Origin of the sequence: Natronomonas sp. (assembly GCF_046483325.1) — an archaeon.
Classification (GTDB): Archaea; Halobacteriota; Halobacteria; order Halobacteriales; family Haloarculaceae; genus Natronomonas.
Genome location: NZ_JAWODL010000009.1, coordinates 46,422 through 62,273, shown reverse-complemented (window position 1 = coordinate 62,273; position 15,852 = coordinate 46,422). Strand labels below are relative to the sequence as shown.

At 62.9% G+C, this 15,852-nt stretch carries 16 protein-coding genes and 1 tRNA gene; 10 read left to right on the top strand and 7 right to left on the bottom strand.

The annotated features are described in order from the left end of the window. Positions 1 to 550: 550 nt before the first annotated feature. The gene (locus R6U53_RS01885) at positions 551 to 1,201 is read right to left on the bottom strand and encodes a rhomboid family intramembrane serine protease (protein ID WP_410320681.1); all 651 of its coding nucleotides are present in this window, start codon (positions 1,199 to 1,201) and stop codon (positions 551 to 553) included. A 582-nt stretch (positions 1,202 to 1,783) separates the two neighbouring features. Beyond that, positions 1,784 to 1,855 (bottom strand) — tRNA-Ala (locus R6U53_RS01880). Positions 1,856 to 2,023: 168 nt separating this feature from the next. Between R6U53_RS01880 and R6U53_RS01875 the strand changes: the two genes are divergently transcribed. Then, positions 2,024 to 2,440 (top strand): cobalamin B12-binding domain-containing protein, encoded by a 417-nt coding sequence (locus tag R6U53_RS01875; RefSeq protein WP_410320680.1) that lies wholly within the window; start codon positions 2,024 to 2,026, stop codon positions 2,438 to 2,440. Continuing rightward, positions 2,441 to 3,484, top strand: coding sequence for a methylmalonyl Co-A mutase-associated GTPase MeaB (gene meaB / locus R6U53_RS01870; protein ID WP_410320679.1), 1,044 nt, complete (start codon positions 2,441 to 2,443; stop codon positions 3,482 to 3,484). A gap of 157 nt (positions 3,485 to 3,641) precedes the next feature. Here the strand turns inward: meaB and R6U53_RS01865 are convergent, their stop codons facing one another. Beyond that, positions 3,642 to 4,673: a response regulator gene (locus R6U53_RS01865; protein ID WP_410320678.1), complete on the bottom strand. Its 1,032-nt coding sequence runs from the start codon at positions 4,671 to 4,673 to the stop codon at positions 3,642 to 3,644. A gap of 70 nt (positions 4,674 to 4,743) precedes the next feature. Continuing rightward, the gene (locus R6U53_RS01860; protein WP_410320677.1) at positions 4,744 to 5,331 is read right to left on the bottom strand and encodes a sulfite oxidase-like oxidoreductase; all 588 of its coding nucleotides are present in this window, start codon (positions 5,329 to 5,331) and stop codon (positions 4,744 to 4,746) included. A 177-nt stretch (positions 5,332 to 5,508) separates the two neighbouring features. On the opposite strand from R6U53_RS01860, the gene R6U53_RS01855 reads away from it, so the two are divergent. The 5 genes from R6U53_RS01855 (at position 5,509) to R6U53_RS01835 (ending at position 9,820) form a co-directional block, all read left to right on the top strand. Beyond that, on the top strand, positions 5,509 to 5,721 hold the full coding sequence (locus tag R6U53_RS01855) for a ribbon-helix-helix domain-containing protein (RefSeq protein WP_410320676.1): 213 nt from the start codon (positions 5,509 to 5,511) through the stop codon (positions 5,719 to 5,721). Between the two features lie 119 nt (positions 5,722 to 5,840). Further along, positions 5,841 to 6,119, top strand: a complete 279-nt coding sequence (locus tag R6U53_RS01850) for a UPF0058 family protein (RefSeq protein ID WP_410320675.1) — start codon at positions 5,841 to 5,843, stop codon at positions 6,117 to 6,119. Positions 6,120 to 6,178: 59 nt separating this feature from the next. Next, positions 6,179 to 7,516, top strand: coding sequence for an isochorismate synthase MenF (locus tag R6U53_RS01845; protein ID WP_410320674.1), 1,338 nt, complete (start codon positions 6,179 to 6,181; stop codon positions 7,514 to 7,516). Between the two features lie 4 nt (positions 7,517 to 7,520). Continuing rightward, positions 7,521 to 9,284, top strand: coding sequence for a 2-succinyl-5-enolpyruvyl-6-hydroxy-3-cyclohexene-1-carboxylic-acid synthase (gene menD, locus R6U53_RS01840; protein WP_410320673.1), 1,764 nt, complete (start codon positions 7,521 to 7,523; stop codon positions 9,282 to 9,284). Between the two features lie 275 nt (positions 9,285 to 9,559). After that, entirely contained in the window at positions 9,560 to 9,820 is a 261-nt protein-coding gene (locus R6U53_RS01835; protein ID WP_410320672.1) for a HalOD1 output domain-containing protein, read from the top strand. A gap of 118 nt (positions 9,821 to 9,938) precedes the next feature. On the opposite strand, the gene R6U53_RS01830 is transcribed toward R6U53_RS01835, so the two are convergent. From R6U53_RS01830 to R6U53_RS01820, 3 genes are all read right to left on the bottom strand, one after another. After that, complete coding sequence (locus tag R6U53_RS01830; protein WP_410320671.1) at positions 9,939 to 10,265, bottom strand: hypothetical protein; 327 nt, start codon at positions 10,263 to 10,265, stop codon at positions 9,939 to 9,941. A gap of 160 nt (positions 10,266 to 10,425) precedes the next feature. Then, entirely contained in the window at positions 10,426 to 11,328 is a 903-nt protein-coding gene (locus R6U53_RS01825) for a 1,4-dihydroxy-2-naphthoyl-CoA synthase (protein ID WP_410320670.1), read from the bottom strand. Between the two features lie 50 nt (positions 11,329 to 11,378). Beyond that, on the bottom strand, positions 11,379 to 12,101 hold the full coding sequence (locus tag R6U53_RS01820) for a hypothetical protein (protein ID WP_410320669.1): 723 nt from the start codon (positions 12,099 to 12,101) through the stop codon (positions 11,379 to 11,381). A gap of 144 nt (positions 12,102 to 12,245) precedes the next feature. Here R6U53_RS01820 and R6U53_RS01815 point away from each other — a divergent pair, with 144 nt between their 5' ends. Genes R6U53_RS01815 through menE form a run of 3 tightly spaced genes read left to right on the top strand, consistent with a single transcriptional unit; the run spans position 12,246 to position 15,695 of the window. Further along, the gene (locus R6U53_RS01815; protein WP_410320668.1) at positions 12,246 to 13,187 is read left to right on the top strand and encodes a 1,4-dihydroxy-2-naphthoate polyprenyltransferase; all 942 of its coding nucleotides are present in this window, start codon (positions 12,246 to 12,248) and stop codon (positions 13,185 to 13,187) included. 2 nt (positions 13,188 to 13,189) lie between these two features. Next, positions 13,190 to 14,203 (top strand): mandelate racemase/muconate lactonizing enzyme family protein, encoded by a 1,014-nt coding sequence (locus R6U53_RS01810; RefSeq protein WP_410320667.1) that lies wholly within the window; start codon positions 13,190 to 13,192, stop codon positions 14,201 to 14,203. Between the two features lie 16 nt (positions 14,204 to 14,219). Continuing rightward, positions 14,220 to 15,695: an o-succinylbenzoate--CoA ligase gene (menE, locus tag R6U53_RS01805; protein WP_410320666.1), complete on the top strand. Its 1,476-nt coding sequence runs from the start codon at positions 14,220 to 14,222 to the stop codon at positions 15,693 to 15,695. Positions 15,696 to 15,852 lie beyond the last annotated feature (157 nt).

The window sequence follows — 15,852 nt, the reverse complement described above, 5'->3', positions numbered from 1 at the left end:
CGAAGCTTTTCTTGACTATACCACTTTCCGACCAGCCCGCGATTGTGTCGGGATAACCGGTCGTAGTGGTTCTTGAATTTCCGCGATCCGTCGAGCCGATACACTCCGTCATAGTTTGCTTCTTTGTCATCTCCATGGAATTTCGTTCTATTTTCGGTATTTGGTCCTACAATCGGCTCTGGTTGTAACTCGTCGAACATTATTGATCAAGGGATGAGTCAAAGTGTCCCGACTGGCGCACTTCTTGCCCATATAGACAACCTGTATCAGATCAATGAAAAGGACAGACCTGAACAGCCAGACAACACTCGTTCCGTTGTCCCCCATTCGACTCTCACCAAACGATATAGCTCTATCGGTCCGTCTCCCGTCGGTTTTGCTATCAAGAAGGCCCTTACGCCCACGGGATCTTATCGGAAATTTTCGAGGCCGGTAACACCTGAGAGCTGATCGTCGGATTTTTCATGCCAAAACCGGCCTACTCTGGATGATCTGGTCGCCACCACACAACGACAACATGGTGTGATCACACATAGCAAGGATAATCCAATTAACGGGCTTTCAAAACGGCGTATCCAGCACCCAGGATAATCCCTAATAAGTGTGCCACCCCAGAGGCGCTCGGCGAAAGCGTCCATCCCGGATAGAAGTCTGAAAAGAGTTGTACAATAATCCAATACAGCCCAAATAAGAATAGAGATATTCTCAGATTCCCCCTATCTGAAATTCCGGGATTCTCGGTATAACCAAGGTAATAAAGACCGATAGAGGCGACAGCAAAACCCATAACCGCCATTGTCGCACCGCTTGCTCCAGCCATACCACCCTCTATCTCTCGGATATTGTATCGAACAACTTCAATCATAATTGAAAGTATACCTGTAATCGCAAGAAACACAATATACTCCCTCGTTTGAAGTTTCCTCTCGGGGATAATTCCGAAGTAGAGGAGTTGTCCAATATTCGCGGTTAAATGGACAATCCCTTGGTGAAGTAGCGGGGCCAGAACCCATGCTGGCGACGGATCAGCTTGAGCGACAAACAACCATGCTATCGTTTCTATGCTTACTGGGAGTGGTATAAACCGGAGAGCAAAGACCACGGTCAAAAGGAAAACAACGTTCAGGGAGACAGTAAGATCCCTGTAAACTTCCTCAATTGGTTGTCTGATGTTTCCCATATCCGTACCTATGTACTCCATTGAGCGGCCGAATATTATAAACCGGAATCATTCACGCCACAAACGGACTCCTTTTTCCAAACCGCAAGACGGCTCGCCCCGACGTAGTCTACCTAATCAAATGTACCCAGCAAACTGGGGTAAGAAAACCTAAATCAACGAACTTGTCTAAAGTGACTACCCTCAGATAGTCGAATGAAGCAAGAAGTCGCTATGTTTCGGATCACGATCGAACTACTCTGTGTTATGAGACAGGATCTGTGCCCGGCTCTGACTCACAAAAATCCGGCACCATTTTCCGAGGCAACTAACGCTGTTATTGGCGATCCCCAACTTTTGATGACAAAACCCCGGTTGTATAGTCACACGGTCGGTCAGGTCTAACCCCTTCTCGCCGACGCCGGATTTCCATACGCGGTCCGAAGTCTTTTGTATCAGTCAGCATAACACAATTACTGTAATCGACCAACGGTAGAGGGGGTCCCACCGTCACCTCTCCTATCCCATTGGGTTCAGAAGGGGTCATCTGAGGCTCTGTATGGGTGGTTTCTTTAAAAGGGAACCGCCGCCGTCTGTCCAATTGGAAACGGAGAGGTCGCGTCATGGACTCGCCGGGATTTGAACCCGGGGCCTCTCCCATGCCAAGGGAGTGATCTACCGCTGATCTACGAGCCCGCAGTTGCAATCGGAAGTATCCCGAGATGATTCATAAACCCATCGAAGCGGTGGCCCCCGTGTGTATTCCTCGCACTCGAACACAACCACAGTTGTAGTAGCCCAAATCGACCGAGTTAGCGACCAGGCTCCGTTAAACTCAAACACCCGCCCCCGGTACTGTGGACTATGAGCACGGAGCACGAGCAGCGAACCATTCGATGTTTGGTGGCGAAAGTCGGCCTCGATGGTCACGACCGCGGGGCCCACGTCATCGCGCGGGCGTTCCGCGATGCCGGGTTCGAGGTCATCTACTCGGGACTGCACAAATCGCCGGACGACATCGTACAGGCGGCCGTCCAAGAGGACGTCGACGTCCTCGGCATCTCGATTCTCTCGGGGGCGCACGACACGCTCGTCCCGCGGGTTCTCGAGGGGCTTGGCGAGTACGACGCCCTCGACGACACGCTGGTACTCGTCGGCGGGATCATTCCCGAGGACGATCGCGAGGAGCTCTACGAGGCCGGCGTGGCGGAGATCTTCGGTCCAGGCGCGTCGATGGAGGAGACGATCGAGTTCGTCCGCGAGAACGCGCCCAAGCGATAGATGTCCGAGGACGACACGCTCATCGACGAGCTGTTGGCGGGCAAGCATCGCGCGCTCGCTCGCGTGATCACGAAGATCGAGAACAGGTCCCCGGGCTACCGCGATCTGGTCTCACAGCTCCACGAGCACACGGGCAACGCCGAGGTCATCGGGATCACCGGCTCACCCGGGGCCGGCAAATCGACGCTGGTCGACAAGATGGCAGCCACCTACCGCGAGCACGGCGACACCGTGGGCGTCATCGCGATCGACCCATCCTCGCCATTTACCGGCGGGGCCGTCCTGGGCGATCGGATCCGTATGGCGTCGAACGTCGGCGACATGGACGTGTTCTTCCGATCGATGTCGGCCCGCGGCTCCCTCGGCGGACTCTCGACCGCTACCACCGACGCGGTGAAGGCACTCGACGCGTTCGGCAAGGACAAGATCATCGTCGAGACCGTCGGCGCGGGACAAAACGAGATCGAGATCGTCAAGACGGCCGACACCGTCGCCGTGTTGGTGCCGCCGGGGTCGGGCGACGACATACAGATGCTCAAGGCGGGAATCCTCGAGATCGCCGATATCTTCGTCGTCAACAAAGCCGACATGGACGGCGCGGACCGAACCGTGATGGAACTGCGCGAGATGGTCGGAATGCGCGACGCGTCGCCGATGGCGGGCCACCACGGCGCGGACGTCTTGAGCGAGGGGACGATCGACGAGGAGGAAGACGACGACGGGTGGGAGCCGTCGATCGTCGAAACGATCGCGAAGACCGGCGAGGGCGTCGAGGGGTTCCTCGACACGATCGACGAGCACGTCGCGTGGCTCGTCGAAAGCGGCGAGTTGGAAGCCCAGACCAGACAGCGCTACGAGGCTGAGATCAAGACGCTCCTCCGAGAGGACACGGCGTCGCTTCTCGAAGAGGAACTCGGGGCCCGAGGGGGGATCGACGCGTACGTCGACCGGATACTGGAGCGAGAAACCGACCCCTACACCGTCGCGGACGAGCTCATGGCCCCACTCGAGGAGTGCGTGGCGAAAGCGCAAGAACACGAGTGAACGGCCTCGGGGGCGGGTTATTCCAGCGACCGGAGATCTCTCTTCATTCGGGAAGGCGGAGTCTTCCGACGACTCCGAGGCGCTCACCTTGCTAATCTGTAGGGGCGGGAAGTAACGGACTTCCACGATCCGAGGACGTGTGGTGTGTCCATTCGAATCAGGAGAGTTCGATCGAAACCGGCGCGATAGATACCGGTTCGCGATCGAGCAGTTCCGTTATGGCAACGAGCTCCTCACGAACGGTGTCGCCGTCACCGTTGTCCAGCGAATCGATCGCCGAGTGGAGACGGTTGCGCGCCAAAGCGACCGTTTCGTTCTGACCGCGGGCCCACTCGCTCGTCAGTTCGTGGCCCAACCAGTCGCCGAGCAGTTCGACGAACGCGCGTTCCCAGCCGGTAAACTCGGTGCGATCGCCTCGATCACAGAAACAGAGCGTTCCGTATCGACGGTCTCCGACGTACACCGGTGTTCCGATGTACGATGAGAACCCGTCGTCGTCGCGGGCGTCAGCACTTCCAGTGACGGCGACGACGCCGTTCCCCTCGACCGTCAGATCACCGAGGTCGTCCGAGAGCGGTACGCCACGTCGGGTCTCGAAGGGGAGATCGCCCTCGACGGTCTCGACGAGTATCTCGGCCGAACCCTCGAGACCGTCGTCCTCCGCCACCAACGCGCCGTACTCGGCTTCGAGCGTCTCACGGCCGAGCCCACAGAGCGACTCGATCGGCGTCGAAACGCTGTCTATCACCGTTCGAGTCAGCTGTCGGAGCGCGGATTCGCGCCGCTGGACTGCTTCTTCGGCGCGATATCTCGCGGCCAGGTTCTCGATTCGGTTCGCGAGGACGTGCCACTGATCCGACCCGCGGCGCTTCCTGAAGTAATCGGTCACGCCCTCGGAGACGGCGTCGCTCGCGATCTCTTCGCTCCCGCGTGCGGTAAATAGAATGAACGGGACGTCGGGATCCATCTCCCGGACGTATCGTAGCAGTTCCAGCCCGGTCATCTGTGGCATGTGGTGGTCGCTGACTATGCAATCGATCCGACCGGTATCGACGGCATTGAGCGCATCGTTGGGGTCGGTCTCGACCTGGATGGCGAACTCCTCGCGGAGCTCGCCGAGTTGGTCCGCCATCAGGTCGGCGAGGGAGGGATCGTCGTCGACGAGTAACACGCGCGTAGGGCCGGCCATGTTCGAATCCCGATTTCTGAAAAGATAATCCTTCCGCCCGAATCGGCGTTCTGAACGACCGGTCCTACGACTAGATGTATCGCTCCTCCTTCCACGGGTTCGCCGTCGTCGAGTAGCCGCGTTTCTCCCAGTAACCGCGCTCTGTGTCGGTCAGGAACTCGACCCCTGACAGCCACTTGGCACCTTTGTACGCGTACTTGTGCGGTGTGACGACACGAAGCGGACCGCCGTGATCCCCCGGAAGGGGTTCGCCGTCGAGTTCCCACGCCAGCATGACCTCCTCGCGGAGGCAATCGGACAGGGGCAGATCCGTCGTGTACCCGTCGTGTGCGTGAAACATCACGTGGACGGCGTCGTCGCGGACGGACACGTGGTCGGCGAGCGTCGGAAACGTGACGCCGCAGAAGACACAGTCTAATCGCGACCAACCGGTCACGCAGTGAAAGTCCTGGCGCTGGCGCTCGCTCTCGAGGCGTTTGAATTCGTCGAGTGAGATCGAGAGTTCGTTCTCGACGGCACCCCACACGTCGAGCGTCGAGTCGGCGGGAACCGACGGCGTCTCGCCCTTCGAGAGAACCGGAAAGCGCGGTGTTTCTCGCTGTCCCGGCGGCAGACGCTCGTCACCGAACTCCGCGTACAGGTCCGTGACATCTCTCATATCTCAGCGTACGGTGGTGGACACGTAGGCCTGTCGCTCCATCGGATCGTTGCGCCGATCGGGCAAAACAGGTGGCAAAATCAAAAAATATCCTTCCCGTGTAACCCAACGAATTTATTGGGTGGAAAAATCCCTCGACAGTATTAAATACCCCATCCTCGAAATCCGAATGTTCCGATGCCGAAGGTCAAACTCACCGTTCCGGAGCACCTCGAGATGCAGATCGCACAACTCGTCGAAGACGGCGAGTTCGTAAACCGCGAGGAAGCGATAGAGGAACTGCTATCGACGGGGCTCCGGGCCTACAAAACGAGCGGCCCGATCGACGACGACGAACCGGGATTCGAGGAGGACGGGATGATGGGCCACGACGACGAGTACGTCTTCTGACATCGAACTCTGCCCCTACGCTGCTCCGAGCGGACCCGATTATCGATGGCCTACGTTGAGCGATGCGTGCGCCTCCGTCTCGCACAAGTGTTAAACGGTCAGTTGTAATACCCATGAACATGCACAAAGACGAGCTTCTGGAGCTACACGAAAAGATGGTGTCGATCATGGAACACTTCCGTGGGATGGAGGAAATCGACGGATCGGTGTTCGATGTCTACGACGAACTCGACGTGACCCCGGACGATATCCACAAATCGAAAAGCGAACACAAACACGCAGTGTTCGTCCTCGGCAACGCCCTAGCAGAGGTGATGGCCGACGACGAGTTCTCCGACGCCGGCCGTATCGGTAAGCGGATGGAGGAGCTCGCCGAGGACGCCGAATCGAAACTGTAACGCGATCGTCGCCACCGGCGAACACGTAACCTAAGACGGTGGAGATGCAACTGGAGGCAATGGAACCGTTGGGTAGCGAAGAGGCGGCTCCACTCGGCACGGGGCTGACGAGCCGAACGACCCGTCTGACGGCCGAACCGGATCAAGACGCTGTCTTGGCGGCTGCCGAGGCGCCGCGAACGTTCTGGGCTGCCCCCGGGGAGGCGACCGTCGTCGGTGGCGGCGCGGCGACGACGATACGGGCTGGCGGACGGGACCGATTCAGGACGGTTCGGGAAGCCGCGGACGAACTGTTTTCCGTCGGGGACGTCCACGCTGGCGCGCTCGCGGCCCGACCTCGCTTATTCGGCGGATTCTCGTTTCACGACGAGCACGCGAGCGTGGGTGCGTGGGAGGGGTATCCGGGGGCGAAGTTCGTGCTGCCCCGAACGCAAGTGACGTACACGGACGACGGGACGTGGCTCACCGTCAACGGCGTCGATACGGATCCCGAACGCGTCGAGCGTCGACTTGACGAGGTGATGGACCGACTGCGCACCCTCCCCGATCGGGTAGCATCCGAGGGACCGCCCGGAATCGCCGATCGAATTCGGACCACGTCGGAAACCGACTGGCGGGACAGCGTCACCGCCGCAACGGACCGAATCGAGGCCGGTGAGCTTCAGAAGGTCGTCCTTGCACAGGCGCTTCAGGTGTCGTTGAGGCGATCCCTATCGCTTTCGGGGGCTCTCTGTAGACTCGGTGAGCGGTATCCCGGCTGCTATCGGTTTCTGATCGAACCGGACGACGGTAGTGGCGGATTCTTCGGGGCAACGCCGGAGCGGTTGGTCGGTCGCTACGGCAGAACCGTCGAGACGGGCGCACTGGCGGGCACGACGGGACGGGGCGAGACGCCCGAAGAAGACGAGTGGCTCGCGGCCGAATTGCTGGCCGACGACAAGAACGTCCACGAACACGAACTCGTCGCCGGTGCGGTTCGGACGCAACTCGAACCGTATGCGGCCTCGATACGTGCCGGCGAGCGATCGATCCGACGACTGGCGACCGTCCAACACATCGAGACACCGATCACCGCCGAACTCGCCGACGACGAGCACGTTCTCGACCTCGTCGAAGCCCTTCATCCGACGCCGGCCGTCGGGGGGCTCCCACCGAAGGAGGCGCTTCGGACGATCCGCGACACGGAGCCGTTCGAGCGCGGCTGGTATGCGGCTCCTGTCGGGTGGTTCGACGCCGCCGGCTACGGCTCGTTCGCGGTCGCGATCCGCTCGGCGGTCGCTCGCGACGACACCGTGACGCTGTTTGCCGGCGTCGGTATCGTCGCCGACTCCGATCCCGATCGCGAATGGGACGAGGTACAGCTCAAATACCGTCCGATTTTGGACGAACTGGAGTGATCGAATGGTCGGCGAACTCAACGCTCTGTGGGGCCGAATCATCGCAGACGAACTCGCCAAGGCAGGCATCGAAACCGCGGTGTTAGCCCCGGGGTCGCGCTCGACACCGATGACGGTCGCCCTCGCGGAGCATCCGGATATCGAACCGGTGTCCCACCTCGACGAGCGGTCGGCCGCGTTCTTCGCGCTCGGCTACGCGAAGCGAACCGGGACCCCGGCACCGCTGGTCTGCACTTCCGGGACGGCACTCGCGAACTTCCACCCCGCGGTCGTCGAAGCGGACGCAGCGCGGGTCCCGATGGTGCTTTTGACCGCCGATCGCCCGCCGGAGCTTTCCGATAGCGGAGCCAACCAGACGATCGACCAACATAGGTTCTACGGTGATTCGGTTCGAGACTACAGAACGCTCCCGGAGCCGGAGGCGACGGAGAGGAAACTCCGCTCGCTGCGGACGACGCTCGCCCGTGGGGTCGGAACGTCGATCGGCACGATGCCCGGTCCGATCCACCTCAACGTACCGCTCCGAAAACCCCTGGAACCGAATGCGACCGACGAATCGGTACCCGAAGGGGTACCGGATGGCACGCTTCCAAACGGGTTCGAAGGGAGGGATCGAGCGGCGACGTCCGGACGAGACGGGCCGTTCGTCGAGACGATCCGTGGACGGGCGCGGCTTTCGGATGAGGAGCGCCGACGAATCGCCGACGCGATCGAGCACGCTGAGGCGGGACTCATCGTCTGCGGTCCAACAGAGGGTGGCAGTCCGAGTCGAGAGGCGCTGGATTCGCTCGCGCTCGAGACCGGGTTCGCGGTCGTCGCCGACCCGCTCTCAAGCCACCGCTTCGGCACTCACCACGAGGAGGTGGTCGTCTGCGGCGGGTACGACGGCTACGTTTCGACACTCGACGCGACGCCGGACGTCGTCATCCGCTTCGGCGCCTCACCGACGTCGAAAGCGCTCAGACACTATCTCCGCGATTCCGGGGCGAGGCAGTTCGTCGTCGATCCGGCCGGCGGGTGGCGAGAGGCGACGTTCACCGCGACAGATCTCGTCATCTCGGACGAAACACAGACCGCTACAGATCTGGCCGCCGCCGTCGACCGAAAACGGGATCCGTTCGCCGACGCGCTTGCGAACGCGGAGTCCGAGTACTGGTCGATCGTCGGAGGGGAGGAACCGCCCGAGGGAGCGATCCTCGCCGACGTCGTCGATCTCGCACCCGACCCGTCGACGCTTTTCGTTTCGAACTCGATGCCGGTTCGAGACATCGACCGGTTCGGTCGACCCCGGGAGGCCGACGTGACCGCGCTCGGGAACCGCGGTGCCTCGGGGATCGACGGGATCACCTCGAGCGCGCTCGGTGCGGGGTACGGGACGGACGATCCGCTCGTACTCGTGACGGGCGACCTCGCGTACTACCACGACATGAACGGGTTGCTCGCCGTCTCAAGGTCCGGCGTCGACGCGACGATCGTGTGTCTCAACAACGACGGCGGCGGTATCTTCCACCTCCTTCCGATCGAGGAACACGAGACGTTCGAAGAGTGGTTCCGGACCCCACACGGCCTCGATTTCGAGCACTCGGCGGCGCTGTACGATCTCGGATTCGCTCGCGCCGACGGTCGTCGCGAGTTCCGCGACCGATACGCCGAATCGCTTGAGAGCGACGGAACGCAGGTGATCGAAGTGCAAACAGACAGCGAACGAAGCCACGAGGAACGACGGCGCCTCGCTCGGGCGGTTGCGGATCGTTTTCGGGATGAGTGACATTCCGATGGCCCGCCGAGTATCACGAGTCAGTATAGTCACGTGAGAGAGAACGGATCGGGCGATCGTGAAATTGGAGCGAGGTGGTGAAACGAAGCAACCCCTCGAACCACAGCCGAGAAGGCCATATGACCCCAGTGACCGCTCGATATCGAACAGCGATCGAACTCCACAGGGATCGAAATCGACCCCCTACCGCAAACTTCCGCAGGTCTGTCAGAAATCATGCCATTGTCTGACGTACGTTTATGTAATATCCCTGTATCGTACTGGACATGGTAGAAACGATGTCGACAGTATCCGAGCGGGTGATTCGGGGGGTATCGACGGCGGACGACAGCGATCCGGTGGAACTCCCACCGCTGTACGATGCCATCGACCCCGAGGCGCTGGACGCAGTCGTGAAACGGATGTCCGACGGCGCGGTCTCGTTCGTCTACGCGGGATACGAGGTGACCGTCGAGAGCGACGGGACGATCGATCTCGGCGAACGTCCGGTCGATGCGGGGTCTAGAGTGCCCGTGAGCGGCGACTGAACCGCCCCCATCGGGAGGAGACGGACGCCAATTCCGGCTGGCCGACCGGACGGTCGTCGGAACGGACGGTGCCACCGATCACGAGCGGGGCACCGATGGTGGCGAGGTCTTTTATCTTCTACTGTGCTTCAGTCGTGAGGGCGTACGGGAACGTCGTGTAGGTGTAGACCACCTCCCGGAGGGACACGAGCGGAAGGAACGTTCCCGAGAGCCGAAAGAACAACAACAGCAGGCCGGGCCCGAGCAACGGACGATGCAAGAGACAGATTCCGATGAGCACCTCCCAGACGTCGAGCATCGGAACGGACACCTCGGGCGGCACGACGTAGACGATCGCCGCGACGAGCTCGTCGGCCGGCGAGTGTCGCACTACTTTGAGCGCCCCGAGCCAGACGAAGACGACGCCGAGAGCGGCCCGTAACACCGGCCCGCCCCGCCGATTCATCCGGGCTGTTGACCATCGCGTCCGCGGGTTCGAACGGCCGTTTCCACCGATAGATCGCCTCGAAGACGCGACGGAAACGCACGGCAGAGGGTTCCTACCTCGGACCGATGGGTCTTCGGGCCACCACCGAGAACTCGAGACGGTCGTCTCGACGGAAGGGTCAGTAGTGCCACTCGAACCTTCCGAACTCCGGATCGCGGTCCTCGTTGAACGCGTCGCGCCCCTCCTTGGCCTCGTCGGTCATGTACCCGAGTCGCGTGGCCTCGCCGGCGAACACCTGTTGACCGACGAGACCGTCCGAGTCCATGTTGAACGCGTACTTGAGCATGCGGATCGCCATCGGCGACTTCGAGCAGATCGTCTCGGCCCACTCGTGGGCGGTCGCTTCGAGCTCAGCGTGGGGGACGGCTTCGTTCGCCATTCCCATCTCGACGGCCTCCTCGGCGGAGTAGGTCCTCCCGAGGAAGAACACCTCCCGTGCTTTCTTGTGTCCGACCTGCCGAGCGAGGTATGCCGAACCGAAGCCGGCGTCGAATGAGGCCACGTCGGGATCGGTCTGGAGGAACTTCGCGTGTTCCTCCGAGGCGAGCGTCATGTCACAGACGACGTGCAGCGAGTGGCCGCCGCCGACGGCCCACCCCGGAACGACGGCGATGACCGGTTTGGGAATGTGGCGGATGAGTCGCTGCACTTCGAGAATGTGGAGGCGAGGTGCGGACTGCCGTTCCGGATCCGGGCCGGTTCCGTCTTCGCGGTCCTCGTACTCGTAGCCCGCCTCGCCTCGGATGCGTTGGTCACCGCCCGAGCAGAACGCCCACCCGCCGTCCTTCGGCGAGGGGCCGTTGCCCGTCAGGAGCACGCAGCCGACGTCGGTCTGCCGCTTCGCGTGATCGATGGCGGTGTACAGTTCGTCCACGGTCTCCGGGCGGAAGGCGTTGCGGACCTCCGGGCGATCGAAGGCGATTCGGACCGCGCCGGTCTCCGTCGATCGGTGATACGTGAGGTCTTCGAACTCGTCGGTGATCGGTTCCCAGCGGGACTCCTCGAACAGTTCCGAAACCATTGAACGGAATGCGGGACGAACGGGCAAAAAGGTGTGTCGTCGCGCGTCGTTCACCGCGACGTTTCGGCCGCGACCGTCCACACGACCTCGCCGTCTGTGTCCGCCAGCCACCTGACTTCGGTGGTGGCGGCGAGCGACTGCAGCGTCTCGCTCTCGCCCGTCCACTCGAGAGCGTACGCGCCGCCGTCGCCGATCTGCGTTCGTTCGTCGATCCCGATCCGACCGTTCGAGAGCGGCATCGTCGCCGCCAGCGTGGCCGCGTCTAGGCGACCGCCCTCGACGCGATAGCTCGACACGTCTTCGGCGTCGTAGTCCTGGGCCGGCGAGTAGATCCCGAGGCTGAAATCGGGTTCGGGGAGTGAGATCCCCGTGCTGAGACGGTGGACGCTCGTCCCGTCGGACGGATCGACGCCGCTCCAGAGCCACACCTGCGACGATCGGGTCCCCTCGGGGGCCGGCGGCAACGCGTACATCGCGAGGAGGTGATCGGACTCTGTCCCGTCGTGATGAGAAAGCGTCGCCGACCACGCGCCCTCAAAGTCGAGTTCGTGGTCGATGGCGGTCTGGTCGCGTCCCCACACGCCGCCCGCCGCGTGACCCTCGTGCATCTCGGCGGCCGCCGTCTGAAACTCCCGGGCAGAGAGCGCGCTGTCGGCGGGATCGATCGTGCGTTCCTCCTCGACGAGCTCGCGTTTGGAGTCGAACGTGGTACAGCCGGCGACGCCAGCGAACACACTCGACCCGAGCGCGCCGAAGAGCGATCGGCGGTGCATATCGGAACGCGGTTCGCCTGACATATAACGCCCCGCAAGACACAAATCCGGCTTTGACACATCGGGACGGAGCCGACCGGACGACGAACGATCGCGGGGCAAAACACCGCGTACTTATACCGTGCCCGCCCGGAGGATCGGACAATGACAGCGGCGGTTTCGACCCGGAAGGCGTGGCTCATGGCGGCGCGCCCGCAGACGCTTCCGGCGGGTGCGGCACCGGTGTTAGTCGGTACCGGACTCGCGATCGGCGCGGGCGTCTTCGCGCTGATTCCGGCCGTCTTCGCGCTCGTTGGCGCACTGCTCTTGCAGATCGGAACGAACTTCGCCAACGACTACTACGACGCCGTCCGGGGCGCGGATACCGAGGACCGCGAGGGGTTCACTCGGGTCACCGCGGGCGGGCTCATCGATCCCGAATCCATCAGACGGGCGATGTACGCCACGTTCGGGCTGGCGATCCTGATCGGGACGTATCTGGTCTATATCGGCGGCGTGCCGATCCTCGCCGTCGGCCTCGCGAGCGTCGTCGCCGGGATCACCTACACCGGCGGCCCGCTTCCCTACGGTTACCGCGGGCTCGGCGATCTTTTCGTGTTCGTCTTCTTCGGTCTGGTCGCCGTCGCTGGCACCTACTACGTCCAAGCGGTCGGCGGCGTCGCCGGACGGGTTCCGCTGTGGGTTCCGGAAGGGACGGTTCCGGCGGCCGCAATCGTCGCCGGGCTTCCGGCAGCCGGGCTGTCGACGGCGATCCTCGTCGTCAACAACATCCGCGACCGCGAGACAGACGCCGCCTCGGACAAGCGGACGCTCGCGGTGCTTCTCGGCTATCGAGCGAGTCGGATCGAGTGGTCCGCGATGGTCGGCCTCGCATACGCGATCCCGGTCGTCTTCTGGCTTGACGGCTACCACGTCGCCGTTCTGTCACCGCTTCTCACCGCGCCGTTGGCGGTCACGCTCGGCGAGACGGTCTGGCAACGGGCCGACGGCGAGGCGCTCAACCCCGCGCTCGAACGGACCGGTCAGCTACTGTTCACCCACTCGACGCTTTTCGCTGCCGGGCTCGCCGCCCCGGCGTTCCTGTAACGATGACCGCACCGAGTATCGAGCCGTTTTCGCTCCCGCTTTCGCGTCCGCTCGAGACGGCGGGGGGGACGATCGAAACGCGCCGTGGATTCCGCATACGGATCGAGATCGATGGAACGCCCGGCGTCGGCGAGGCGACGCCACTTTCGGGCTGGACCGAGTCGCTCGACGCCTGCGAGAGCGCACTCAGGAGCGTCGACGATCCCGTGTCGGCGCTGCGAGGCGATCAGCTACGTGGGACACGGGCGGCACGACACGGCGTCTCGCTCGCGGTGATCGACGCTCGTGCACGGAAGGCTGGTCTGCCGCTCTATCGGTATCTGGGAGCGAGAGAGCGCGTCGAGTCGGTTCCCGCCAACGCGACGGTCGGCGATGGGTCGTCCGTGGAGACGGCCGACGCCGCGTGTGCGGCCGTCCGCGCGGGCTACCCGGCCGTCAAAGTCAAGATCGGAGCCCAAGCGCCAGCGGTCGACGTCGAGCGGCTCGAATCGGTCCGATCGACGTGTCCAGACGTCGAACTACGAGTCGACGCGAACGGTGCCTGGGACGAGACGACGGCGGATCGGCTGCTTCCGACGCTCGCAGATCTGGATATCGCGGTCGTCGAACAGCCGCTTTCTGCCGATCGGCTGCGAGAGCACTCCCGGTTGCGCGATCGCGGCGTCGAGATCGCCCTCGACGAATCGCTCGTCGAACACGGGGTCGAAGCCGTCATCGACGCCGAGGCGGCGGACGTACTCGTCTGCAAGCCGATGGCGCTCGGGGGGATCGACGTCGCACGGGACGTCATCGAGACCGCACGGACGGCCGGGCTCGACGGCCTCGTCACGACGACGATCGACGGCTCGATCGCCCGCGCGGCGGCCGTCCACCTGGCCGCTTCCGTTCGTGGAATCAGGCCCTGCGGCCTCGCGACGGGCGACTTGCTCGCCGAAGACCTCACCGAATCGATCGAATCGGTCGAAGAAGGCGCGATCGCCGTTCCGCAGGGAAAAGGCAATATTCCACCGCGCTGAAGGGGCTGACGGAACGATGCGAGACTGGCTGGCCGTCCGGGCTCACTCGACCCCGAAAACGACGGCTCTGCGGGCGGCGGGTCCGATAGAAACCGATCGGAGCTACGCTGAGTTGAACGGTCGCGTCGAGACGCTCGCCGGTCGGCTCGCGGTATCCGGCGTCTGCGTCGACGATCCCGTGGCGATCTGTTCGGAGGCTCGTTCGGAGTTCGTCACGACGGTCCACGCCGTCCAACGTCTCGGAGCGGTTTTAGTGCCGATCAACGCTCGATTGACCGCCACGGAGATCGAAACCCAACTCGATCGGGTCGATCCAACGGTCGTCATTTGCGAGCGAGAGACCGAGGCGACGATCGAAGAAGCGACTGACGGGACGATGTTGTCCTTCGACGCGTCGACGGGGAAGGCGGCCTCACTGAGTGAGAAGGTTCCGGAACCGTTCGACATTCCGGAGTGGGAACTCGACGATCCGCTCGTCGTCATGTTCACCTCGGGGACGACGGGCCAGCCGAAAGCGGTCGTGTTGACGCTCGGGAACGTTCTCGCGAGCGCGACCGCCTCGGCCTTCCGGCTCGGGCTCCGCTCCGACGACTGCTGGCACGATCCGCTGCCGATGTACCACATGGGTGGGCTCGCCCCGGTCTACCGCTCGGTACTGTACGGAACAGCGCTCTCGATGCAGCGCGAGTTCGATCCCGAAGCGACGCTCGAAGCGCTCGAAGCGGCCGACTCGACCGCCGTTTCGCTCGTCCCCACGATGTTAGAACGGTTGCTCGACGCCGGTGCGATCCCCGACCTTCGCTTCGTCCTCCTCGGCGGTGCGCCCTGTCCGTCCGAACTGCTGAAACGCGCCCAGCGACACGACGTCCCGGTCGCCCCGACCTACGGGATGACCGAAACCGCCTCCCAGATCGCCACCGCCCGCCCCGAGGTGGCACGCGAGGCGCCGGAATCGGTCGGACACCCACTCATGTTCGCCGAACTCTCGGTCGTCGACCGATTGGGCGTCCCGTGTGAACCGGGCGAGCCGGGCGAACTCATCGTCACCGGACCGATGGTCACTCCGGGATATCTCGACGAGGGCACGACGGCCGATCGGTTCGTAAACGGCGGGCTACGAACGGGTGACAAGGGGTACCGCGACGAAGACGGGCGTGTGTACGTGCTCGGACGCGCCGACGTGACGATCGTCACCGGCGGCGAGAACGTCGATCCGGTCGAAGTGTGCGCCGTGCTCCGGGCTCACCCCGAGGTTGCCGACTGCAGCGTCGTCGGATTGGACGACGAGCAGTGGGGCGAACGCGTCGGCGCGCTCGTGGTTCCGCTCGACGACGAACCGTCGATTGAGGCGCTCGACGCGCACTGTCGGGAGCGTCTCGCGGGGTACAAGATCCCGCGGACGATCGGCTTCGCGACGGCGCTCCCTCGGACGGCCTCCGGAACCGTCGATCGAGACGCGGTCGTCGATCGCCTCCTCGACGATCCGGCGTGAGATGGGCACGCGACGTTTTAGTTCGCCGTCGTCGGGAAGTGTCCCGTCTTCGTCCCATCGGCCTCGAGTGTAGTACCGGACGACGTTCCGCAGCTTCGGCGCGGAGAACTCACACCCGTCAAGGTCGTCTCGCATTTGCTGGTGGCTGACAGTTTTC